The following is a 22,112-nucleotide window of genomic DNA, read 5'->3' as shown; positions in this document are numbered from 1 at the left end:
AAAACTAAAAGGATTGTCCCCTGTGCAATACAGAGTTCAATCCTTAGTAGCTGCTTAATATATTTGTCTAATTTTTTGGGTTCAGTTCAAATGATAGAGGACTTTTTCCAAGTATATTCTATTTTAAAGTTCTTACTTACCTTTTACTTTAAAAGATATTGCTGTAACTTCTTTATTAACAGTTCCATCCCGTTTGGACTTACAATAATCTTCCCATTCGCTAACGAAATATTGCTGTCTGAAATATCTCCTGTAAGTGCACAAGCTCTTGGAGATTGATATTTTCGTAAAATAATCTGATCCTCTTCTATAAACATTTCAAGAGAATCTTTTTCTACAATTCCTAAACTCCGTCTTATTTCCATTGGAATAACAATACGCCCCATACTATCTGCTTTACGAGTAATTCCTCTTGATTTCATAAAATGCCACCCTTTATATTTATCTAATATTACGGTATTCATTTTAGCAATAAACAACAATTAGGAATAGTTCGTATTACAGTACTTTTTTTAGAAATAAATAACAATTAGGAATAGTTTATGTTAAAATTCTTTCTTGTTTATTCTTGATTTTTAATATATTTTTCCTTGATCATTTTTATATATTGTTTTCTTTCAGTTAGTTCAAATATAAATAATGCTTTTTTTATGTCTGTTAAACCAACTTCATTAGAGTGCTGAACTTTCAATAAAATTGCACCTTTTTCAAAAAACAATTCACCTAATAAGTATAAAGTATTCATATTTATGGCTAATTTTATGCCTATTTCACTATACTTTATTGCTTCTTCATATTGATTTGCAAGGTGTAAACATTTTGTTAACGTATGAATGAGTCTTAATTTGATTTCTTTTTCTCTAGGAAATTCTATCTTATTAAAATTAATTAAACTTTGTTTTAATATATTTATACTTTTCTCATACTCTTCATTTTCTGCATGTATTATAGCAATTGAATTCATTATGCTTATTTCTTTTTCTGATAAAAAGTTAGTACTACTTAAGGTTTGTTTTAGTGCTCTATTTAAAATGTCAAAAGCATTACTTGTTGCTCCATTTACATAATATATAGCAATCGCTTCATGCCATAATAGAAATTGTTTATCTTCTTTTGATTGGAAATTATCATCATTTTTCTCTTTTTTTACTATTTCGTAAAGCTCATTATATTGTTTTTGTTTTACACAATCTCTCATTACACATTTTACATTTTCAATATATTTTATTTTTTTATTTTTGGTTAGTGCGAATATATAATTTGGATCAATACCAAGTCTTTCAGATAATTGATACAACAATATGCTAGATGGATAAATAATACCTTTTTCTATCTTACTAATTTGACTTTGTGAACATATTCCATGACATAATTCAGATTGTGACATGTTTTTTTTCTTTCTAAGTTCTTTAATAATAATACCAAGATTGTAGAATTCCATCTTTCCTCCCTCAAATGTAACACTTTATGAGTATAAGAATATTTTCCAACTTTTAATGTAATGTAAAATTGATATAGTTACAATTACTAATTATATGGATTTATAGTTTCTTTTACAAACTTGTACCACAATACGAGAAATTATTAAAATATGGTTCACTAATAATCAATGTGCGTTTTATTCACCCCCACTGATTATTAGTTAAACCAATCGGGCTGCCCGGCAAATAGCGGGATAAATTCCAATACAAAAAAGGAGCCTATAAATTTTTATAGACTCCTTTTTATTTCGTCGTTATTACTTAGCTAATTCTTTCGTACCCTTCATTACATCAATGAAGAATCCCCAGTTATTCACTACAGAAGAAATACTGATATGTTCATCTGGAGTGTGGACGTTGAAAATGTCTGGTCCGAATGAAATTGCATCTAATTCAGGCATCTTTTGAACGAATGCGCTACACTCAATCCCCGCATGTACAGCGAAGATTTCAATTTCTTTATTGTATTTTTCTTGATGTACTTTTTCAAATAAATTACGAATTTGTGAGTTTGGATTGTATGGCCATTCTGGATACTCTGACTCTATTTCAAATGTACCACCAACTAATTCAGCAATATATTTGATTTCTTCTGCAACATGTTGTTTTAAACTACTTACAGAACTTCGCACTTCGTTACGTAATTTAATTTCATCTTGCAACGTTTCAATAACGCCTAAATTTGTTGAGCTTTCTACAAGACCTTTAATATCCATGCTCATACTTTGAATGCCATTCGGAATTAAGAATAATGATGAAATAAGCTGCTTTTGTGTCTCTTTAGCAAATACTTTTTCAACTTTTTCATCCAATTTTGTCAGTGTAACATGAACATCTGGATCAACAGCACGCATTTCTTCTTGTAATACACGTGTCCATGATTCTAGTTTTTCTTCTACTTGTCCTACATCTTCTGTACGAATTAAAATTGTAGCTACACTTTCACGCGGAATTGCATTCGTTTTTAATCCGCCGTGAACTTCACTTATGTAAAACTCCGTATGTACTGATAAATCACGTAATACTCGTCCTAATACTTTGTTCGCATTACCGCGTTGCTTATCAATTTCCATACCAGAATGGCCGCCTTTTAGACCACCAACATATAGACGGTATGCATCCATATTCGCTGGCGTTTCATCCCAAATTACGGGAATTGTTTCAACAGCTTTCGCACCACCTGCACTACTTACAAGTAATTTATGATCTTCTTCAGAATCAATATTTATAAATATCTTTCCTTCAAAATGATTTGGATCAATAGCAAAAGCCCCGCCCATTGTCGTTTCTTCTTCAGTAGTGATAACGACTTCAAGTGCTGGATGCGGAATTTCTTTTGAATCTAATAAAGCTAATGCATACGCAACTGCAATACCATTATCAGCACCTAGAGTTGTTTGATTTGCATATAACATGTCCCCAATGATTCGTAATTCAATTGGATCTTTTTCAAAATCATGTACTGTTGCTTGATTTTTTTCGCAAACCATATCCATATGACCTTGAATAATAATAGCTGGTACATTTTCATAACCAGCTGTTGCTTCTTTTTTAATAATAACATTTAATGCTTCATCTTGAATGACTTCCAAGTTACGCTCTTTTGCAAAGCCCACTAAATAATCACTAATTTCCTTTTCATTACCTGATCCTCTAGGAATCTTTGAAATTTCTGCAAAATGATAAAATACAGGGTGCTTTGTTAATTGTTCTAAAGTAGAATACATTTTTCAAGCTCCTCTCAAAATGAAAAAATAGTATGTAAGTCTTTTATCATTATACCATGATTCATTATTTTACCTTTCTTTTAACTTTTATTGTTCATTTTATGTACAACACTCTTACAATATTGTAAGGGCGTTGTAAGCTATATCGATTTTTCTCATTTAATAATAGTCGTATTCTTTTTAAAGAAACACATTAAAGGAGATAAAGAAAATGAAAAAGTTTTTAGCAATTATTACACTATGTTTATTATTTTTTAGTTTTACTATTGGCTGTGAGAGAGCGTCACTAAATAGAATTGGTAAGGATGTATATTACATGCAGATAAAAGGCGAAGGAACTATCGAAAAAGTAGATGGTAGAAACTTACGAAACTATACGCTGCCCGCATATGATGAAGATGGTGTCAAAAAACAAATTACATTTAGAAGTACAAAAAAAGAAAACAACCATAAATTAAATGAAGACGCGTTTTTACGCCTTTATGTAGATCAAGATGATAATAGCAAAAATGAAATATCATCAATTGAAGTAAAGTCCTATGAAGAGATTCAGAAAGCAGATTTACCTGAAAAAGTAAAAGATAAGTTTACTATTAAATAAAAAAACAAAAGAAAATGCTCTATGCATTTTCTTTTGTTTTTTTCACCTGTATATATTTTGAACTACTATTATTCATCAGTTTCTCTAACCGATTTATATTCTCCGTTAATGCACCTTTCACAAGAGAGAAATCTGTATTGGATTCTTCTTTTTTTTCTTTAAAAAACGAAGACTTTTGTACATTGACTTCAGCCATCTCTTCTCCCCCTTTTCAAAAAGATACAACCTTTTATTTATATTATATAGCAAATGTAGAAAGAGTGTACACTTATGATTTTCTTTTTAATTCTTCTTCTAATTCTTCTACTTGCTGCAACGTATCCCCTTTTATTAAAGAGAAATCTGTTGTATCTTCGTTATCTTCTTTAAAAAAATCATTGTCATAATCTTTTACCACTACAATCACCTCTACATGCTAGTGTAGGAATGATTGTCCAATTTTATTCAACTTTGTCGGATTTTGTTTTTAATTTATGTATAGAAGAAAAGGACAGAAAAAGATTCTGTCCTTATTTACTAAAATAACTATGATGTATTGTTAAATTATATACATTTTCAAAATCCCGATCTTGCAGGTTATTTTTCTTTCCATCAATAACAATGAAAACGTCACTTACTATTTTTGCTGGTATAACCCCGACATTTTCTACTTGCACCGCTTTCTGCTCATTCAATTGCTCGATATGTTCTAACGGAACGATAATACTAAATTGCGAGCGAATACCACGAAAGTTTGTATTTAATTCTTTCGCGGCTTCAAAAACAACAGTTTTCGCGCCAATCTTTTCCCCGTATGAATCTAAAAATGCATTTAAGCTCTTTGTATATTCCTCTCCCGTATGCCATTCCATCGTACCGAATACTGCTGGATTAACATTTTGAATAATTGTCGTGTATATTTCTCCTCTCGCTTTAGATGCAATTAATGATCTTTTTATGGATTGAACTGTCTTGCCAATATCGCTAAATTTCGCACCCCATATTTCTGAAATATTAGGCGTTAAAATGAATGCAATATCTACAAAAATAACCATTGCAGTAAACATTAAAAGATTTTTCCAGAGGGTTAAATCGATTCCTTTTATCATGAAATACACGGTGACAGATATGATAAACAAACCATACCAAGTCTTTCTAATACGTTGCTTTTTCTCCTCGTACAACTCTTCATTTTTCCAATAAAAGAAAACAAGGACTACAAAGACAATCGCTAAAACAAATAAGCCAATTCGAATGTTAGAGATCATTAATCACATCACCCTCCATTCAAAAACTACTCACGATATCATTACATGCGCAAGCTGCTCTCTTTATGACAAAAGACGTGGACAAGCTTCTAAAATTAGCTACATCGCATATATATTAGAAGGTACCACGTCTTTTATCCTGCTATTTGTGGGCAGTAAGACCCCACTGATTAAAATTCCACTTTACCATGAGTCTATATTGTATATGTAGACAAGCATTCATTTCAAATTTTCGTATTAAAAAGAAATATGTTTCGGAATTTCCCCTTCAGGTACTTCTCCATCCATACTTAAATAATAATGACGAATCGGACTTAAGTTTTCGTCTAATTCATAAACAAGCGGAATGCTAGTTGGAATATTTAATGAAACTACACCATCACTTGAAAGGTTGTCTAAATATTTTACTAGCGAGCGAATTGTGTTACCGTGTGATGAAATAATTACTTTATTATCACTTTTTAATGTCGGCGCAATTTCTGAATGCCAATAAGCAAGTACTCTCTTCTCCGTATCCTCTAAACATTCAGTTAATGGAAATTCACCTTTTTTGAGTGTTTTATATCTTGGATCGGTCGCTTCATATCGAGGATCGTCTTCAGTAAGAGCCGGTGGTCTTACATCAACACTTCTTCTCCAAATATGAACTTGCTCCTCACCATATTTTTGAGCAGTTTCATCTTTATTCAACCCTTGCAATGCACCATAATGTCTTTCATTTAGCTTCCAAGATTTATGTATTGGGACCCAAGTAAGATCCATCTCATGAAGTACAATCCATAACGTCCGAATTGCGCGTTTTAATACAGATGTATAAGCCACATCAAAAGTATATCCGTTTTTCTTTAATATTGCTCCTGCTTCTCTCGCTTCACTTAATCCATTCTCTGATAGATCAACATCTGTCCATCCAGTAAAGCGATTTTCAAGATTCCATAAACTTTGTCCGTGACGAATAAGTACAAGTTTTATCATTATAATTCCCCTTTCGGAAATGTGAATTTTATTGTTCCATTACGTACACGTATAAAGTATCTAGTAATGTATCTTTTTATCCATTCACCCTATGACCAATCGATAGTTGCCAAATGTATGGATAAAATTTGTTCTTTTTCAAACGATAAAAACAGAAGCTTTTTCATTATTTTTGATCGACTGGTATTTCCCGTTTCGATATCCAAGCATCAAAACCTGATCGGCTATTTGCCATTTCATTCATAACTTGGTGCCAATTGTCCTCACATGATTCACCAAATTTTGAAAAAATAGCACCCATTTGTTGTCTTTGTACATCACTCAGTTTTTTCTCTAAATCTGTACCTTTTTCTGTTAAAGACAACTGTTTTACACGTCGATCATGCATAGCTTCATTACTCTCAATTAAGCCCTTTTCCACAAGTTGACGTAGCGGCCCGTGGAGAGCTTGTTTACTTATTTCTAATAGTGATAATAACTCATTTACACTTATCCCTGGAAAACGTGCGATAAAAAATAAAATTCGATGATGTACTCGTTGAATGCCATATTCTTTTATAATTTCATCTGGCTTTTCAGTAAATGTTTTATATGCAAAATAAAATAATGCTAATGCCTCATTCATCTGCTCTTCTTTATGTTGTGTCATCTACTTTCCCCCTGTATGTAAATTATACCACAATCTAGTAATGAATATTTTAATCAACGCATTAGAACTTCTTTAGTCTATTGAAACATTCATTGCATAATTAGGAGATGATTCATTTGAAAAAACAATATACTGTAAGTACATATTTATTGGATAGACTACACGAATTAGGAATTGAACATATATTTGGGGTTCCTGGTGATTATAATCTTGCCTTTTTAGATGATGTGATAGCACATAAAAGTTTAAAATGGATTGGCAATTGTAATGAATTAAATGCTGCATATGCAGCAGATGGGTACGCTCGCATAAAAGGAATCGCTGCTCTTATTACTACTTTCGGTGTCGGAGAATTAAGCGCCATTAACGGCATTGCTGGCTCATATGCAGAAAACGTACCAGTTATAAAAATCACGGGTACGCCACCAACAAAAGTAATGGAAAATGGAGCAATCGTTCATCATACGTTAGGCGATGGAAAGTTCGACCACTTTTCCAATATGTATCGAGAAATCACTGTGGCACAAACAAATGTAACACCTGAGCATGCTGTTGAGGAAATTGACCGTGTTTTACGTGCATGTTGGAATGAAAAACGCCCTGTTCATATTAATTTGCCGATTGATGTGTATAATAAACCAATTAATAAACCTACGGAACCAATTTTATATAAACCGATTTTAAGTAATAAAGAAGCGTTGGATAAAATGCTTCTACATGCCACTTCAAAAATAAAAAACGCCAAAAAACCTGTTATTTTAGCTGATTTTGAAGTAGATCGATTTCACGCTAAAGAAAATTTACATCAATTCGTAGAAAAAACTGGGTTTCCCATCGCGACGTTAAGTATGGGAAAAGGAATATTCCCAGAAAAACACCCTCAATTTATAGGTGTTTATACTGGTGATGTAAGTTCTCCGTACTTGCGAAAAAGAATTGATGAGTCTGATTGTATTATTAGTATTGGTGTGAAGTTAACTGATACTATTACAGGCGGCTTCACACAAGGTTTTACAAAAGAACAAGTGATAGAAATCCATCCCTACACTGTGAAAATTATAGATAAAAAATACGGTCCAGTTGCAATGCAGGATGTTTTACAACATTTAAGTGATTTAATTGAGCATCGTAATAAAAATACCCTTGACATTAAGCCATTTATTTTAGAATCATCACCTTTTACTGAAGAGTTCAATCCAAAAGCACAAATGGTCACACAAAAACGTTTTTGGCAGCATATATACCATTTCTTACAAGAAAACGACGTCTTAATTGTAGAGCAAGGAACACCTTTCTTTGGTAGCGCTGCTATCCCTCTACCTAATAACACTGCATATGTAGGACAACCGTTATGGGGATCTATCGGATATACACTGCCCGCTCTACTTGGTACACAGCTCGCCAATTTATCACGGCGCAACATTTTAATTATTGGTGATGGTTCTTTCCAAGTAACTGCCCAAGAGTTATCAACTATACTACGTCAAAATTTAAAACCGATTATATTTTTAATCAATAACAACGGATACACTGTTGAACGTGCCATTCACGGCCAAAACCAACCTTATAATGACATACAGATGTGGGATTACAATAAACTATCAATGATATTTGGATCAGAAGAAAAAAGTCTAACATTTAAAGTAGAAAATGAAGCAGAATTAGCAGAAACCTTAGCAAATATAACTTTTAATAAGAATCAACTTATCTTTATTGAAGTTATAATGAGCCAAAGCGATCAACCTGAATTGTTAGCTAAACTCGGGAAAAGATTCGGTCAGCAAAATTCTTAATATAAAAGCATAACCTAATTATACAACTAGTAGTGTAAAGCTTGTTTTGAGAATAGTTTCGACACTCAAAATACATAAGGAAAAGGATGGAAAGCACCATCCTTTTCTATTTTAAGAGCCTTCTTCGACTAACGCCCCGTGTGACAAGCAAAAATTCTTAATCCATCTTTAACTTTATAGCTTTTGTCGCAATAAATGTTTTAATATGCTTATCTAATATCCTTGTTCCACCAAAATCATCCTCATAAAAACCTGTTATAGCAAAACCAGCTTCAATTTGACCTTGGATTTGGTCTTCTAAAGTATGCGCATATTCTATTGTTTGATTTGAATCGATGTAATCTTGAACTTCATCCTCTGGTAAATAATCCAATGTTGATGAAGGAATTGAATGTTTAACATCCAGAATACCTTTTTGCTCTTGGTTATCATCAAAAATCCATAGTAACGGATTTGTAAATCCAGCAATAAGAACACCTTTATTCTTTAAAACCCTAGAAACTTCATTCCATACAAGATGAACATCTTTTACAAACAAATAAGCTACGCTTTTTCTTTTTTTATTCAGCAAGAGTTAACTGCCAAGATACACCATACTTATCATTTAACCAGCCAAACTTTTTACTAAACGGATAAGAACCTAAAGGCATAAGAATCGCTCCATCCTGCGCTAATTTATGAAAGACCATTTCAATTTCTTCTTCTGTCTCACAAGTTACATAAAGAGACATAGCTGGAGTGAATGTGAAATTATGATTTACATAACTATCAATACACATAAACTCTTGGCCATTTAGCGTAAAAGTTGCATGAATTACAGTTCCCTCTTTACCAGGTCCATTTTCATCGTAGCGAGAAATACTTACAATTTCTGATTGATCAAATAGCGACGTATAAAAATTCATCGCTTCCTCAGCTTTGCCCTCAAACATTAAAAATGTAGTAATTTTTTGATTTGCGTTACTCATATGGAGACAGCCCCTTGCTATGTATTTATGTAAAACATACGCCACCAAAAAACAAACGTATGTTCCTTTTAATATATTGTCTATAAAAACGATGAGTTTGTCAATTATCTACTTTATTATTTCTTCTTAAATAATGCTGTCCAAAGAAATGATTCTCCAAACATTTCTTTCGGTTGTTTCATTTGTTTCATCCTTCTAATCTCAATTACCTCAAATTCTTTAAATATCTCTCTTAACTTTTCTTCCGAGTATGCAAGACCACCTTGTAGACTCCACCCTCTATATACGTCCCAATCTGTTATTTCCGATCCATTTCGCTCATCTAAATCGCCTGCCGCAAAACATGTTAATCCGAAATAACCACCCGATTTTAATGAATTTTTAATTAAATCCACATAATTTATTCTTCTATGCGGTGGAATGTGATGCAAACAGCCCGAATCATATACAAAATCAAATTCGTTTTGAACCTCTAAATTAAAAATTGAATCACAAATAAAATGAATTTTTACCTCTTTTGCCAATGCCCTTTCTTTAGCCCAATTAATGCCTTCTACAGATAAATCCACTGCTGTTACATCAAATCCTTGAGTCGCTAAATAAATGGCATTTCTACCTGGACCACATCCAAGTTCTAATACCTTCCCTTTTGAAACTCTCTCTTTTTGTATATACGAAACTAGATTCTCATCTGGAACATTTTCAAAAAACGGAACATCCTTTTCTCTATTCTCATAAAACTCATTCCAAAATGGTTCTGCAGGTCTTAATAATGAATCAAGCATTTTTAAAATGTCTTCTTGTGTGTGTAACATTTCATTTTTCATTAACACCCCTCCACGAATTAATAGTTAGAAAATTATTATATATCTTTTTGAACTTTCAAACAAAGAAAAAACTCCTATATTCAATAGGAGTTTTTGTCTTTAAAATCCGAGTACAGCTAACCATTTTAACAACTTCTCTTCTCGCGCTTTTAAATCATCATTCCTAAACTTGCCTAGTTGTATTTCACTAACAACTTCTCCGTCCGCCATAAAAAGAACTCTTTCTGTTTTCGCTGCTACCTTTACAATATGAGTCACTTAAGAAGGTTACTTTGCTGAAAAATAAAGCTGATTTCGTTAATGGATATTTTTGCTAACGCCTCTTCTTTCATGCATGATATTTCATATAATCATACTTTTCTAATAAAATAACGCTTTTGTTCACTTTTTTGATACATTTACGAAACATTCATGTGTTATCTTCATTAAGTTCTTTTCTTTTTATAATGTCGTGTGAGATATACCAACAGAGGAAGCCCTAGATCCCCTAATCCTAGGGCTTTTTTATAAGAATTTTATACATTTTTTTATTTCCACTAACTCTTTAAATTGTATATACATAATATAAAATTTTCATGTTGTTATATTTTTTGATGGCCTCTTATCTTTCCTTAAAAGGCTTTTTTTTCAAATAACGCTTTTGTTTAATTTATATTTAAAAAGTTCCTTTTCATAAAGACTTCCCTTATATGCTATACTCATTCTTAAATAATTGTATAAGGAATGTTAAAAATGGATGATAAATCGTCAAGACAATGGAAATTGCGACAAAAGTTAAGAGCACTGAAAACCAAAAACAACAATGACACAAACCCTTTGTTTAGTGAATACCTTGAATCCCTAGGAAACGAAACTCTCATTTTCTCCCAAGAAAAAAGCCAGCAGATTGCTACTATTTTAATGAATTCATTTCCTATAACTGTATCGGGAAGAATAGATTGGGAACAGATAGATAATCAATTCATAGCTTCGAACAAAGAACAACTAATTTCCCTTATTAGAGCAAACCAACTAGATTTTGACGAACAGATTTTTATAATATGGGATAACTATGAAATCCCTGTAGTAAGTACAAATCTTGATAAAGTATTCCAATCACTAGTTGACGTTGATGCAGTCAGTTTTTATTACTGGCTATTAGACAAAGAATATAGATTCGTAATTGAAATAAATGATGAAGAATTGATTAGGGTTGGGTTTCGCTAATACTCTAAGCATATGAAGCTAGTTCCCTTCATTTCTTAATATTTTCTTCGTCAATATAGCTATTATTGTCATTATGAAACTAATAGCAAATATAGGTAAATAAATTTTCGTACTGAATCCTTCGAACATAAAACCATATACGACTTGCCCAATTGGTGCCATACATTGAGATACCGCTGCTATAATTGCCATCACTTTTCCTAGATTTTCATTTGGTGTTTTCTTTTGGACTACAGTAATCACATAGATGGATACAATTGTCATAATCATTGCGATTAGAAGAGAAGAAAGTATAAAGAGGATAAATGGTGGATAGTATCCTAAATTAAGAATAAACGGTGTAACTGATAGTGCCACTGGCATTACTAATAAAGCTATGATAAGCATCCAATTATATAATGTTTTCATCTGTAACTTTTTAGCAAAGAAACCGATTGACAATGCCCCTAATACGGTTGCGAAATCAATTAATCCCATTCCAATTCCATACATCGTATCGCTACTCTGCATAGTTACTCGTAACATAATAGGTCCCCCAACAACAAATAACGGTGTCAAAATTAAGTTTAGTAAAGCTGCTAGTAACATAGCCTTCAAAATAAAAGGTTGCTTTAAAACATAAAGAAAACCTTCTTTCATATCTTTTACAATTGTAGGTACGATATGGCCTTCCTGTATTCTTTTTATAAATGGTATTGTAATAAACATTTCTAAAATCGCAGATAAAAAGAAAGCAAGACAACTTGTTATTACGAGCATTTTCAAACCAATTATGCCATATAATATTCCTCCTAATACAGGAGCAACTATATTAGATAATGCTTGCACACCATTTATGATACCGTTTGCTTGTTCTAACTTTTTCTCTGGAACTAATTGCGGAATACTTGCCATAACAACTGGTGCGTACATTGCACTAACAACTGCTAGTAAAAACATAATTGTTCCAATCCATAAAATAGATACCGATTCAGTTAATAACAAAACTATAAAACTTAATACAATAGCAGCGTTTATAAAATCCAAAATGACCATTACATTACGGCGGTTGAAACGATCTGCTATCGCTCCGCCAAGAGGAGCTAACAAAAACGGGATACTCGTTATGGCATATAACCCTGCAAATATATCGGCACGTCCTGTTATATCTAGCACATATAAAGACAGTGCAAAACGTAATAGTGTTGAACCTAAAATAGTAATAATTTGACCACTTACCATTAAGTGAAAATCTTTCAAGGAAGATTGAATACTTGCTGGCATCCTCATCACATCCTTCATTTAGCCTAGACCGACTGCCGGTCTATAATACCCAAACAGAAAAAAGCTATTTCTGTTTCATTAAAACTTCGATCATATAATTAAAGGACCCTTCTTTCGCTCCAACAGATACTTCCATCATTTTAATATAAGCCTTAGCTCTTCTCATCATTTCTTCCGTTTTCCACTGGAATAAACCATCATCAAATATGACTTGTGCTGAAGAGAGTAATAATTCAATTGTTTCTTGTGGGTATGGAGTAGAAAATATGCCTTCTTCTATTCCTTGCTCTAAAACTTCCGTTAATACAGGAGATAAATGTATAATGGATTGCACTAAACTTTTCTGATGCATTTCTGCATTATTTGGTTGATGAAATTGTTGGATCATTTTTTCTTTTACATCTCCTGATTTTGGTGATTGTTCCATTAAAATTTTAAATAACTTATCTAAAACGGGGATATCGGGATTGGAGACAATCCTTTTCGCCTTAGTGACATCCTCTTTAATAATCCTCATAATGATTTCATCCATTACTTCCTCCTTCGACTTAAAATAATGATAAAACGTCCCCTTTGCTATACCAATTTCTTTTAAAATATCATTCACGGTTGTTTTCGTATAACCTTTCGTAAGAAACAAACGCTCAGCTGTTTCTAAAATTTCCTTTCTACGCTCCTCATACTCCTTTACAATTCGCATTCAAGTTCTCCTTCCCACCAGACCGACTGTCGGTCTATTAAAATTATATGTTTAGTTTGCAAAAAGTTTCCTATTATCGTACATATACAACACCATACTTTCTATTTCCTTTATAAATTTTTATTTTTTAACGTCCGCTCAATTTGTTTAAAACGTATCTCATGTTTCTTATCGTCACCTTTCATTTTAGGAAAAGAACGATGCCCTCCGCTTGATCCTATTTTTCTCGATTCTTTATCCAGACGCACAATACTTTGTAGTTTTTCAGCTCCTTCACCACAAGTCAGCGCATCTCCTTTACATCGATGACTTCAAAAAATGACAATTGATTCATACGATACGGTTCCCCTCCGTTCGATCTATGTACTTATCAATGGAGTATTTTGTTGAGTTCCAATATGTAATATTGCATATTTTGCACTTTTAATTTTTGCACATGCGATAATTTATTTATAAAAATATAAATTATTAATAAGGGTGATTTATATGAGCAAGTTCCGAAAGAAGATGATTAAATATTTGCAAACATTTTGGGGATGCTTAGCATTTGGTGTATTAATGTTTGCTATCTTCTTAATTACGGATTTAGCAGATGCATCTTTAAATACATTAGGCTGTAGAGACTGGCTAGGTTCTGTAGCAGGCGCAACCATTTTATCTGTTGGGATGTTTACTTTAAATAAATTGAATTTAAAATAAATATTCGGTCAATACTGTATGTAGGCTGTATGCCAACATTCATTTAAAGTAGTCTTCTCTGTATCTCCTTGTATTGAGCAGTTAGCTTTTGCTAGCCGCTCTTTTATTTTGTTCCGGTTCTTGCCTCTTAAAGAACTCTTTATCTACTTTCCCCCAATAAGTACACATATCTATTCTCCATTGCTACAAAATGAAATCTTTATTTTGTTTTACGCGTCGCTTCTTCAATCAGCCAAGATACAATATTAAAATCATTAGCTTCACCCTTTAAAGATGTTCCGTTCCAAAAGCATTCTTTCATCACTTCAAGTAATTCTTCAACAGCTTCAATTCATCTCATATTCATTTTCCTTTTCTTCCAAATAACTATTTTGTTTTACTAATTAGCTGATTAATTTCACAAACACCTTTATCAAACATTCCACGTTTCTTCACCCCGTGAATATTTTTCAAATAAAAATACATACTATTTTCAAGCCGCCGTGTCCACGGCTAATACCTCTTTCTTTTGTTACAGCAAAAGCAGGTAGGTTCTTCACTTATCTGCTTTCTCTGTATATTTTTTAAGAAATCGAAAATAATACCAACAAGCTGTTTGAACTAGCAGCTTCACTCTTCTCGCAATGGGGATGCAAATTATCACAATTAGCTAACTCATTGAACTCACTGGCAGACAACCAAAATCGTTGTCTGCTTTTTGTATGAGATTTTTCGTTTTACATATACTACTTTTGAACCTGCAGACCAATACGAGCCATTTTGGTGCTTGGGATTTCCCTTCCGGGGATAAGTATCTTTTACTTATCCCTTTTTTGTATAGACATGTATATTTAGGGTAAAACTAATTACAAGCAGATTTTCTGTTTATGCGTAGTTCTAAACAAGATTACTTTTTCTCCTATTAAAGGACGGCAGGTACGACTGCTAGTCCTTTTTTCTTATTTCGCATATTATCACTACATTACCTTCATCGTCATAAGCAATTTCCCCATAAGGATGGCAGTGGTGCTTCTCGATTTCCTCATTGATCAAAACTAACAAATTAGTTTTCCAGTTTCCAACGATCGTAAACCAATACGAGTTTAATCCTTCATAAACTTCTCTTGTTCCCTTTCGATAATTGCGGAACGTGTAATGAAAATACTCGCTCACTTTAATACCTTTTCTTTCAACCAAAGTGTTCTGCCGAAATAGTAGACATAATAAGTTCCGTTCTCTTTTGCTACTGCATAACATTCCCGTACCGTTTGAATATGTTACAAATTGCTTTCTCTCGATTTTTCCGCTTAAATATTTTTCATGCATAAGTTGCACTTGTTCTTGAATGACAACATGGTAGTAATACCCTTGCTCTACTGGTTTTGGACTATAAAATTTCCTTTATAAATTTCAAATACGGTGAATGAAATTTTTGTTTTTTCTTGCCATCATCCTTGTTGTATACAAACAAAAAAAGAGCCACAATATTTTGCGACTCTTTTACAATTATAACTATTTAACGACCACGTCTTTGCTGACCTTGCTTTGTACTACCTTTTTTATTACTTGGTTTATTAAATGATCGGTTATTTTCATTTCTAGAACTATTTCTTGAATCACTTCTCGAGCTATTTCTCGAATCACGTCTTGATTCACTTCTTGAACCTTCGCGGCTATCTCTTTGACGATTTTGACCTGATTTCTTCGGAGCCGGCTTTGGTACCGGTTTTCCATTTTCATCTACACGTTTTATCTTCGGTTGTTCGATTATTTCTCTTTGCAGTGGTGCACCAAACGTTTTTTCAATTTCTTCTAAATGTTTTTCATCTTTCGCTGCAACGAACGTAATTGCAAGACCTGATCCACCTGCACGTCCTGTTCGGCCAATGCGGTGAATATAACTTTCTACATCTTCAGGGATATCAAAGTTAAATACGTGCGTTACACCATCTACATCAAGTCCACGAGCTGCTACATCCGTTGCGATTAAGTACTGAATTTTAGCTTCGCGGAAACTCTTCATAACTCTTTCACGTTTCGCTTGAGGTATATCACCATGAAGTTCAGCACAATTATAACCTAGTCCTTTTAAATTATCATAAAGTTTACTTACTCTAAGCTTTGTACGGCAGAAAATAACAGCTAAAAATGGCTGATCACGATCCATAACAAAACGAAGTGCATCTGGCTTTGCACGATCTGTCGTCTCAATGACACGCTGCTCAATTGTATCTACCGTTACTTCTTCACTTTGTACTTGAATCATTTGCGGCTCGTCCATATAACGCTTCGCCAATTTTTTAATATCTTTTGGCATCGTTGCTGAGAATAACATCGTTTGTTTACTATCAGGTGTCTCATCTAAAATATCTTCAATATCATATAAGAAACCAAAATAAAGCATTTGATCCGCTTCATCTAATACAATCGTTGAAAGATTACTTAAATCAATTGTTTCACGTCGTATATGATCTAATAATCGCCCCGGTGTCGCTACAACAATATGTGTATTACCTTTTAATTTTCTTAACTGTTGCGCTACATCTTGTCCACCATAAATCGCTAGTACATTAATATCTTCTCTTTGAACAAGCATTTTTTAAATTTCAGCTGTAATTTGCAGTGCTAGCTCCCTTGTTGGTGCAACAATTAAAGCCTGAACATCACTAGACTCTGGATCGATTTTTTCTAAAATCGGTAACACGAATGCTAACGTTTTACCCGTTCCTGTTTTCGCCTGCCCAATAATATCTTTACCTGACATAATAACAGGAATTGCCTTCTCTTGAATTGGTGTTGCTTCTGTAATTCCATTTTCACGTAATGTATGATTAAAAGTTTCACTAATTCCTAATTCTAAAAAGTTTTTCAAATAGACCACTTCTTTTCCTTATTTTTCACATTAGCTTTCATTGTACCATTTGTTTCACTAAATATGAAAAATAAAAAAATTCTTATCTTCTTTTTTTATATTCATCGTGTACTAGATGGACAAATTCTTTTTGGTTTTTCTCGGATTTTATTAATGTTTCCATATTTATAGAAGTCAAAATATGCTTTTTAATTTTTCTATTACTCCAAATTAAACTTGTATACTTCGGATCTTCATGTAGATTTCGAAACCACTCTAATTCACTTAATTTTGCGATATGGTGTTTCAATTTCATGTCATTTCGAGGATAAAATAAAATGATATCTGCTATTATATCAAATAACGAACCCATTTTCTCCCCCCTATACTCTTGCTCAAATTATATATTCTTCTTTACATATATATTTCAATTTTACCGAAATATAATGTTACTAATTTAGTTGAAATCGCAAAATATATGAACTAAAAAACCGATCTTTTCGATTTAGGAAAGACCGGTTTTCATTATTTTATACAGTAAGTTTTCCTCCATGGTAGCAATAATACTCTGCTGCTTTAAGACTTTTAATCTTATTTAATGACTCTTCCGCTTTTTCTATATCTAAGCAAAAATCCGGATTAGCTATTACTAACTCACGATTCTCTTGAACAGCCGCATCTCCCGTAATTACACAATCTAAATTCGGAAAATATAATGAAATATGCCCCGAAGTATGTCCTGGCGTCGCTACTATTTGACATTCATTATTCAAAATCATTTGACCATCATGCACTTTTTCATCGACGGAAATATGTTTTATATTTTTTAACTGTTGTATAAACCATTTACCAAATTCTTTTTCTTCATTTGGCATACGTTCTAACATTTCTTCAGCTTGAACTAACCTCTCTGATTTTATATCACCACTAATATAGTTAGATTCAATTTCACTAGCAATAATATTAATGTGAGGATATTTCACTTTGAAATCATATAAAGCCCCTAGATGATCATCATCATAATGAGTAATAATTATATTTTTTAAGTTTTTCATCTCATATCCATGTTTTAATATTGCATTTTCAATTAAAGGTAAAAAACTTGTATATCCTGTATCGACTAATGTTAATTCATTATGTACTATAATTAAACTTGGATAAACACATTGTTTTTGCCCGTTAAATTCGAATTCAATTGGTAGTTCTATTATTTTCATTTTGCTTCCCCCATACCGCTTATAAAATGCATAATAATAACTAAATCATCCACATACACCTTACAATATATATACTCTGTAACGGAACACTGTGAATCATTGTATAATCCACATTATATTATTTTAAACAGGTAATCCCCTATTTTTATGGAAATATATAATTAAGAAAAACAATAAAATTGATTAATCTCTCACTTCTTTGTCCATCCTTTTAAAAAATCTATGTTTTTGTAAAAGGAGTGTTTATATGGAGAAACAGACACTTTGGAAAAAGTTCAAAAAAAGCTCTGTAAACCTCGGTAAATCTAGCGTATATGAAAGTATTATTTTATTCTACACAATGAAAAAGAAAGAATTACCTACTAAGGCGAAATTCATAATATTAGCCGCTTTATCTTATTACGTATTAACAATCGATTTCATTCCAGATATAGCTGCTATTATTGGGATTGGCTTATTAGATGATGTTTTAGCAATCGCTGTAGCGCATAAATACGTTATGAGACACGCAGATGCTGAAATTCGAGAAAAGAGCAAAGTAAAGATGGAGTCATTATTTACTTCAGCACAAGCATAATGAAATTATCTAGTCATTTACCTACCTTTTTACTTTCAAATAAAGCTAACTGTAATTAATGATAGTTCCACCTCACTGAATATTACCCTTCACCATGAGAGCATAGCAGAATAAATTCCTAAACAAAAGCATTTCTCTTAGCTCTCAAACCGTAAACAAATCGGGAATCAGCACTTGTCCCTAAGTTCTGACTCCCTTTTATTTGTTCTTATATCTATCTGTTATACAGTTGCATGCATTCCCTTATACAAAACTGACATTGCCGCTACTATAAGAATCATACCCATAAAAGCAGGTGCGGCATGACCAAATGATACATAGATTTGTCCTCCAATAATCGGACCAATCATTCTTGCTAAAGCTTGAATAGATTGGCTTCCACCTTGAATCCTTCCTTGTTCATTAGAACTGACAGACTTTGAAAGCATCCCGTTGAATGAAGGACCGAAAATTGAATCCCCAAAACCAAACATTAGCATTCCAACGATAAGTAGTGGAGAGAGTGAAAATACAGCTGATGCTGCAATAAAACTGTATCCTATAATCTCCGAAACCACCCCAAGAATTGCCATTTGTTTATCACTAAGCTTGATTAAAAGCTTTGGCATTATAAAACTTTGTGAAACAATATCTTGAAAGCCCAAAATTGAAAACATAAGTCCGATTAATGCAGGTTTCCAACTGAAAGTATCCATTGTAAATTGCGTGAAAATTGCTTGTAAAGATCCGTTAGGTATCCAAAGTAAAAACGCTGAGACAAGTAACCATTTTAAATTTTTCATGGAAAGTATATTTGCTAGCTGTGCAAAAGGATTTAACCTTACAAAAGTAATCTCTTTTAACCTGTTATTTTTGTCAAGACTCTCAGGCATGTATTTCATACCATATAAAACATTTAATAAAGTTATGAACGCTCCAAAGTATAAAGGTACAGAATGACCAAACTTTGCAAGTAAGCCCCCAAGAGTTGGTCCAATAATAGTTCCCGCACCTACAACTGCACTCACCCATCCAAAGTATTTCGTTCTCTGCTCTTTCGGAATGATGTCTGCAAAATATGCGAAGATAGTACTTATGCTCCCACCTGTTATACCTTCTATTATCCGTCCAGCAAATAATACCCATAAAGCTCCTCCTATGCCAAAAACTAAGTACCCAATTGCAGAACCAAATAAGCATATTAAAAGTAATGGACGACGGCCATACTTATCGCTTAAAACCCCGAGTGCTGGAGCAGCTAAAAACACGCAGGCCGCATATACGGAAGTTAGTAGTGTAACAACTAATGCTTGTTCTTCCGGATTACTTGTATATGTCTGTACTAAGAATGGGACTACAGGCATGATGATACTGAAACCTATACCACAAAGAAATACAGAAATAAGTCCGAATAGTAAAGCATGTTTATCTATGCTTTTTTCAGTTTCCCTTTCATTTTGTGTTCTAAATATAGACATTTAACTTCTCTCCTTAAAATGTTTTGTTGCTTTGTCAACAAAATGATAACTCCGTTTTGTTGATTAGTCAACAAAAATGAAATGATAAAAAAGCAGCCTATTCTCATATTAGAGTAAGGCTGCCATTTATTCTTAAAATGTTTTACGATTTAATATGTATACCTTGTTTCTTTATTTCTACATCCAAATGTCTACTATACTTTTCCACAAAGCTAATTATACTGTTGAATTCTTCTTCAGTTACTTGTTCAAATACAGCTTTATCCCGCTCTTGAAACTCTTTGTGCAGATCTTCATGGATTTTATAAATTTCTTTCCCTTGTTCGGTAAGCCTAAAATAAATTTCTTTCTTATTTTCTGACTTTTGGTAGCTTTCAACAAGGCCTTTTTGTATGAGCTTCTTAGTCATTCTACTTATAGCACCGCGAGTCACATAAAAAGCCTCTGCGAGTTGCGTCACGTTAGAATCTGCATTGTTTTCAATATATTCAATGCAGTGGACTTCAGAAGACTTAAAACCTTTAAGACCTTCTTCCATCTTATCTTTATTAAGCCAAACCAGCTTATTATATAATTCCCTGAAACCGTTCATGACCTGTTCTTCTTTATTCATGACCTGCCCTCCTCACCGCTCATTAGCACATTAAAACTATTATATTAAATTTCTGCTTACGTTTCGACAATATTGAAATAATTATTGTAACATTAAAGATATGTGTAAAAATAGGCGCTTAAATAAAATAATTTTTAAACAGCAAATTTTGCAATTTTATTGCTACTTACAGTAAACAGTAGGCAAAAAGTAAGAGCTAAGACTATTTCTCTTAGCTCTTCTTTTATAAAGCTATTTCACTTCATTAGCGACAAAAAAGTGCTCACATACACTTGATATGCGCTGTAAGTCTACGTTCCCACCAGATATAACCGCTACTACTTTTTTTCCTTTTATATAGCTATCAACTTTTCCTGCAAGAAGTGCAGCAGTTGCTAATGCACCTGCACCTTCTACAACAGCTTTCCCACGTTGTAATAAATCTTTCATCGCTACTTCCAGCTCTTTTTCTGATACAGTTACAATATCATCTACTAATTCTTTTACAATTTCAAATGTTAATTCTCCTGGTATTTTAACTGCGCAACCATCTGCAATAGTAGGCGCCTCATAATGTTCTACGATTGCGCCTTTATCGTAAGATGCCTTCATTCCATGAACATTATCTGCTTGGACACCAATTATATTAATGGATGGATTAAAAGATTTCAATGCTACAGAAATACCAGAAATAATTCCGCCTCCACCTATTGGTACAATGACAGTATCTACATCCCACATATCATCAAGAATGTCTAATCCAATTGTACCTTGACCAGCCATTACCTCTACATCATCATATGGATGTAAGTATGTTTCACCTGTTTCCTTTATAATTTCTTCACATTTTGCCTTTGCATCATCAAAGGTTTCACCATGTAAAATCACTTCAGATCCATATCCTTTTGTTGCTTCAACTTTCGCCTGCGGTGCAGAAATTGGCATAACAATTTTACTCTTAATACCGAGTAAATGAGCAGATAATGCAACTCCTTGTGCATGATTACCTGCTGAACATGCAATTACACCTCTTTCTTTTTCTTGATCCGTGAGCCGCGACATTTTATTAAATGCGCCACCGAATTTAAACGAACCCGTTAATTGCATATTTTCTAATTTCAAATGAATTTCTCCGCCCGTTTTACTAGTCAAGTAAAAAGATTTTACTAATGGCGTTTTACGAGCATTTCTATCTAGAATTTTGTGAGCTTTTTTAATATCGTCTATATGTAATCGTAGTTTTCTAGTTATCATACTGACACCTCTTCCACTGTTCTATTTCTAAGTTTTCGTAAGTCGTAGC

22 protein-coding genes and 3 pseudogenes are annotated in these 22,112 nt (G+C 32.9%); 5 read left to right on the top strand and 20 right to left on the bottom strand.

Going from position 1 to position 22,112, the window contains the following annotated elements:
• Positions 1–143 precede the first annotated feature (143 nt).
• From MR169_RS22745 to pepD, 3 genes are all read right to left on the bottom strand, one after another.
• Complete coding sequence (locus MR169_RS22745) at positions 144–422, bottom strand: AbrB/MazE/SpoVT family DNA-binding domain-containing protein (RefSeq protein WP_000842216.1); 279 nt, start codon at positions 420–422, stop codon at positions 144–146.
• A gap of 140 nt (positions 423–562) precedes the next feature.
• A complete protein-coding gene (locus tag MR169_RS22740) occupies positions 563–1,441 on the bottom strand; it encodes a helix-turn-helix domain-containing protein (RefSeq protein ID WP_000397983.1) in 879 nt (292 codons plus the stop codon).
• A 297-nt stretch (positions 1,442–1,738) separates the two neighbouring features.
• The gene (gene pepD / locus MR169_RS22735) at positions 1,739–3,208 is read right to left on the bottom strand and encodes a beta-Ala-His dipeptidase (protein ID WP_242320077.1); all 1,470 of its coding nucleotides are present in this window, start codon (positions 3,206–3,208) and stop codon (positions 1,739–1,741) included.
• A 211-nt stretch (positions 3,209–3,419) separates the two neighbouring features.
• Between pepD and MR169_RS22730 the strand changes: the two genes are divergently transcribed.
• Positions 3,420–3,809, top strand: a complete 390-nt coding sequence (locus MR169_RS22730) for a YxeA family protein (RefSeq protein ID WP_000713864.1) — start codon at positions 3,420–3,422, stop codon at positions 3,807–3,809.
• Between the two features lie 19 nt (positions 3,810–3,828).
• Here the strand turns inward: MR169_RS22730 and spoIISB are convergent, their stop codons facing one another.
• The 5 genes from spoIISB to MR169_RS22705 all read right to left on the bottom strand — a co-directional run bounded on the left by spoIISB (position 3,829) and on the right by MR169_RS22705 (position 6,680).
• Entirely contained in the window at positions 3,829–4,005 is a 177-nt protein-coding gene (gene spoIISB / locus MR169_RS22725; RefSeq protein ID WP_000852627.1) for a stage II sporulation protein SB, read from the bottom strand.
• A gap of 72 nt (positions 4,006–4,077) precedes the next feature.
• Entirely contained in the window at positions 4,078–4,206 is a 129-nt protein-coding gene (locus tag MR169_RS22720) for a hypothetical protein (RefSeq protein WP_000237818.1), read from the bottom strand.
• A 112-nt stretch (positions 4,207–4,318) separates the two neighbouring features.
• Positions 4,319–5,056, bottom strand: coding sequence for a type II toxin-antitoxin system SpoIISA family toxin (locus MR169_RS22715; protein ID WP_242320076.1), 738 nt, complete (start codon positions 5,054–5,056; stop codon positions 4,319–4,321).
• A gap of 237 nt (positions 5,057–5,293) precedes the next feature.
• Positions 5,294–6,031 carry a 2,3-diphosphoglycerate-dependent phosphoglycerate mutase gene (gene gpmA, locus MR169_RS22710; RefSeq protein ID WP_109140287.1) on the bottom strand — a complete coding sequence of 246 codons (738 nt, stop codon included), beginning with the start codon at positions 6,029–6,031 and terminating at the stop codon, positions 5,294–5,296.
• A 166-nt stretch (positions 6,032–6,197) separates the two neighbouring features.
• On the bottom strand, positions 6,198–6,680 hold the full coding sequence (locus tag MR169_RS22705) for a MarR family winged helix-turn-helix transcriptional regulator (RefSeq protein WP_000191888.1): 483 nt from the start codon (positions 6,678–6,680) through the stop codon (positions 6,198–6,200).
• 107 nt (positions 6,681–6,787) lie between these two features.
• Between MR169_RS22705 and MR169_RS22700 the strand changes: the two genes are divergently transcribed.
• Complete coding sequence (locus MR169_RS22700; protein ID WP_242320075.1) at positions 6,788–8,473, top strand: alpha-keto acid decarboxylase family protein; 1,686 nt, start codon at positions 6,788–6,790, stop codon at positions 8,471–8,473.
• A gap of 157 nt (positions 8,474–8,630) precedes the next feature.
• Here MR169_RS22700 and MR169_RS22695 read toward each other — a convergent pair.
• From MR169_RS22695 to MR169_RS28535, 4 genes and pseudogenes are all read right to left on the bottom strand, one after another.
• A pseudogene (locus MR169_RS22695) lies at positions 8,631–9,020 on the bottom strand (SAM-dependent methyltransferase); the annotation flags it as partial.
• 13 nt (positions 9,021–9,033) lie between these two features.
• On the bottom strand, positions 9,034–9,441 hold the full coding sequence (locus MR169_RS22690) for a VOC family protein (protein WP_000063588.1): 408 nt from the start codon (positions 9,439–9,441) through the stop codon (positions 9,034–9,036).
• 116 nt (positions 9,442–9,557) lie between these two features.
• Positions 9,558–10,268: a class I SAM-dependent methyltransferase gene (locus tag MR169_RS22685; RefSeq protein WP_242320074.1), complete on the bottom strand. Its 711-nt coding sequence runs from the start codon at positions 10,266–10,268 to the stop codon at positions 9,558–9,560.
• 99 nt (positions 10,269–10,367) lie between these two features.
• Positions 10,368–10,526 (bottom strand): annotated as a pseudogene (locus MR169_RS28535) (ABC transporter ATP-binding protein); the annotation flags it as partial.
• A 474-nt stretch (positions 10,527–11,000) separates the two neighbouring features.
• Here MR169_RS28535 and MR169_RS22675 point away from each other — a divergent pair.
• Positions 11,001–11,474 (top strand): CDI toxin immunity protein, encoded by a 474-nt coding sequence (locus MR169_RS22675; RefSeq protein WP_242320073.1) that lies wholly within the window; start codon positions 11,001–11,003, stop codon positions 11,472–11,474.
• An 18-nt stretch (positions 11,475–11,492) separates the two neighbouring features.
• Here the strand turns inward: MR169_RS22675 and MR169_RS22670 are convergent, their stop codons facing one another.
• Positions 11,493–12,737, bottom strand: a complete 1,245-nt coding sequence (locus MR169_RS22670) for an MFS transporter (RefSeq protein WP_242320072.1) — start codon at positions 12,735–12,737, stop codon at positions 11,493–11,495.
• A gap of 64 nt (positions 12,738–12,801) precedes the next feature.
• The gene (locus MR169_RS22665; protein ID WP_086408716.1) at positions 12,802–13,437 is read right to left on the bottom strand and encodes a TetR/AcrR family transcriptional regulator; all 636 of its coding nucleotides are present in this window, start codon (positions 13,435–13,437) and stop codon (positions 12,802–12,804) included.
• A gap of 486 nt (positions 13,438–13,923) precedes the next feature.
• Here MR169_RS22665 and MR169_RS22660 point away from each other — a divergent pair, with 486 nt between their 5' ends.
• Positions 13,924–14,136 carry a hypothetical protein gene (locus tag MR169_RS22660; protein ID WP_061664877.1) on the top strand — a complete coding sequence of 71 codons (213 nt, stop codon included), beginning with the start codon at positions 13,924–13,926 and terminating at the stop codon, positions 14,134–14,136.
• Between the two features lie 1,495 nt (positions 14,137–15,631).
• Here the strand turns inward: MR169_RS22660 and MR169_RS22655 are convergent.
• From MR169_RS22655 to MR169_RS22645, 3 genes and pseudogenes are all read right to left on the bottom strand, one after another.
• Positions 15,632–16,996, bottom strand: a pseudogene (locus MR169_RS22655) (DEAD/DEAH box helicase).
• 73 nt (positions 16,997–17,069) lie between these two features.
• Positions 17,070–17,339 carry a hypothetical protein gene (locus MR169_RS22650; RefSeq protein ID WP_016117919.1) on the bottom strand — a complete coding sequence of 90 codons (270 nt, stop codon included), beginning with the start codon at positions 17,337–17,339 and terminating at the stop codon, positions 17,070–17,072.
• 157 nt (positions 17,340–17,496) lie between these two features.
• The gene (locus MR169_RS22645) at positions 17,497–18,183 is read right to left on the bottom strand and encodes an MBL fold metallo-hydrolase (RefSeq protein ID WP_061664839.1); all 687 of its coding nucleotides are present in this window, start codon (positions 18,181–18,183) and stop codon (positions 17,497–17,499) included.
• 247 nt (positions 18,184–18,430) lie between these two features.
• Between MR169_RS22645 and MR169_RS22640 the strand changes: the two genes are divergently transcribed.
• Complete coding sequence (locus MR169_RS22640) at positions 18,431–18,760, top strand: YkvA family protein (RefSeq protein ID WP_000415089.1); 330 nt, start codon at positions 18,431–18,433, stop codon at positions 18,758–18,760.
• 221 nt (positions 18,761–18,981) lie between these two features.
• Here the strand turns inward: MR169_RS22640 and MR169_RS22635 are convergent, their stop codons facing one another.
• The 3 genes from MR169_RS22635 to tdcB all read right to left on the bottom strand — a co-directional run bounded on the left by MR169_RS22635 (position 18,982) and on the right by tdcB (position 22,063).
• Positions 18,982–20,217, bottom strand: coding sequence for an MFS transporter (locus MR169_RS22635; protein WP_242320071.1), 1,236 nt, complete (start codon positions 20,215–20,217; stop codon positions 18,982–18,984).
• Between the two features lie 142 nt (positions 20,218–20,359).
• A complete protein-coding gene (locus tag MR169_RS22630; RefSeq protein WP_001030903.1) occupies positions 20,360–20,830 on the bottom strand; it encodes a MarR family transcriptional regulator in 471 nt (156 codons plus the stop codon).
• A gap of 231 nt (positions 20,831–21,061) precedes the next feature.
• Positions 21,062–22,063, bottom strand: a complete 1,002-nt coding sequence (gene tdcB / locus MR169_RS22625) for a bifunctional threonine ammonia-lyase/L-serine ammonia-lyase TdcB (RefSeq protein WP_242320070.1) — start codon at positions 22,061–22,063, stop codon at positions 21,062–21,064.
• Positions 22,064–22,112: the final 49 nt, after the last annotated feature.

This window comes from Bacillus cereus group sp. BfR-BA-01349 (genome assembly GCF_022663795.1).
Lineage (GTDB): Bacteria > Bacillota > Bacilli > Bacillales > Bacillaceae_G > Bacillus_A > Bacillus_A cereus.
Note: the sequence above shows the minus strand (reverse complement) of the source record. Positions and strands in the feature narration are given on the sequence as shown.

Coding starts and splice junctions, on each gene's coding strand:
- MR169_RS22660 (WP_061664877.1), top strand. CDS start 13,924: ATGAGCAAGTTCCGAAAGAAGATGATTAAATATTTGCAAACATTTTGG.
- MR169_RS22745 (WP_000842216.1), bottom strand. CDS start 422: ATGAAATCAAGAGGAATTACTCGTAAAGCAGATAGTATGGGGCGTATT.
- MR169_RS22740 (WP_000397983.1), bottom strand. CDS start 1,441: ATGGAATTCTACAATCTTGGTATTATTATTAAAGAACTTAGAAAGAAA.
- spoIISB (WP_000852627.1), bottom strand. CDS start 4,005: ATGGCTGAAGTCAATGTACAAAAGTCTTCGTTTTTTAAAGAAAAAAAA.
- MR169_RS22700 (WP_242320075.1), top strand. CDS start 6,788: ATGATTCATTTGAAAAAACAATATACTGTAAGTACATATTTATTGGAT.
- MR169_RS22665 (WP_086408716.1), bottom strand. CDS start 13,437: ATGCGAATTGTAAAGGAGTATGAGGAGCGTAGAAAGGAAATTTTAGAA.
- MR169_RS22635 (WP_242320071.1), bottom strand. CDS start 20,217: ATGTCTATATTTAGAACACAAAATGAAAGGGAAACTGAAAAAAGCATA.
- gpmA (WP_109140287.1), bottom strand. CDS start 6,031: ATGATAAAACTTGTACTTATTCGTCACGGACAAAGTTTATGGAATCTT.
- MR169_RS22675 (WP_242320073.1), top strand. CDS start 11,001: ATGGATGATAAATCGTCAAGACAATGGAAATTGCGACAAAAGTTAAGA.
- MR169_RS22715 (WP_242320076.1), bottom strand. CDS start 5,056: ATGATCTCTAACATTCGAATTGGCTTATTTGTTTTAGCGATTGTCTTT.
- tdcB (WP_242320070.1), bottom strand. CDS start 22,063: ATGATAACTAGAAAACTACGATTACATATAGACGATATTAAAAAAGCT.
- MR169_RS22670 (WP_242320072.1), bottom strand. CDS start 12,737: ATGCCAGCAAGTATTCAATCTTCCTTGAAAGATTTTCACTTAATGGTA.
- MR169_RS22730 (WP_000713864.1), top strand. CDS start 3,420: ATGAAAAAGTTTTTAGCAATTATTACACTATGTTTATTATTTTTTAGT.
- MR169_RS22690 (WP_000063588.1), bottom strand. CDS start 9,441: ATGAGTAACGCAAATCAAAAAATTACTACATTTTTAATGTTTGAGGGC.
- MR169_RS22705 (WP_000191888.1), bottom strand. CDS start 6,680: ATGACACAACATAAAGAAGAGCAGATGAATGAGGCATTAGCATTATTT.
- MR169_RS22645 (WP_061664839.1), bottom strand. CDS start 18,183: ATGAAAATAATAGAACTACCAATTGAATTCGAATTTAACGGGCAAAAA.
- MR169_RS22650 (WP_016117919.1), bottom strand. CDS start 17,339: ATGGGTTCGTTATTTGATATAATAGCAGATATCATTTTATTTTATCCT.
- MR169_RS22685 (WP_242320074.1), bottom strand. CDS start 10,268: ATGAAAAATGAAATGTTACACACACAAGAAGACATTTTAAAAATGCTT.
- MR169_RS22630 (WP_001030903.1), bottom strand. CDS start 20,830: ATGAATAAAGAAGAACAGGTCATGAACGGTTTCAGGGAATTATATAAT.
- MR169_RS22640 (WP_000415089.1), top strand. CDS start 18,431: ATGGAGAAACAGACACTTTGGAAAAAGTTCAAAAAAAGCTCTGTAAAC.
- pepD (WP_242320077.1), bottom strand. CDS start 3,208: ATGTATTCTACTTTAGAACAATTAACAAAGCACCCTGTATTTTATCAT.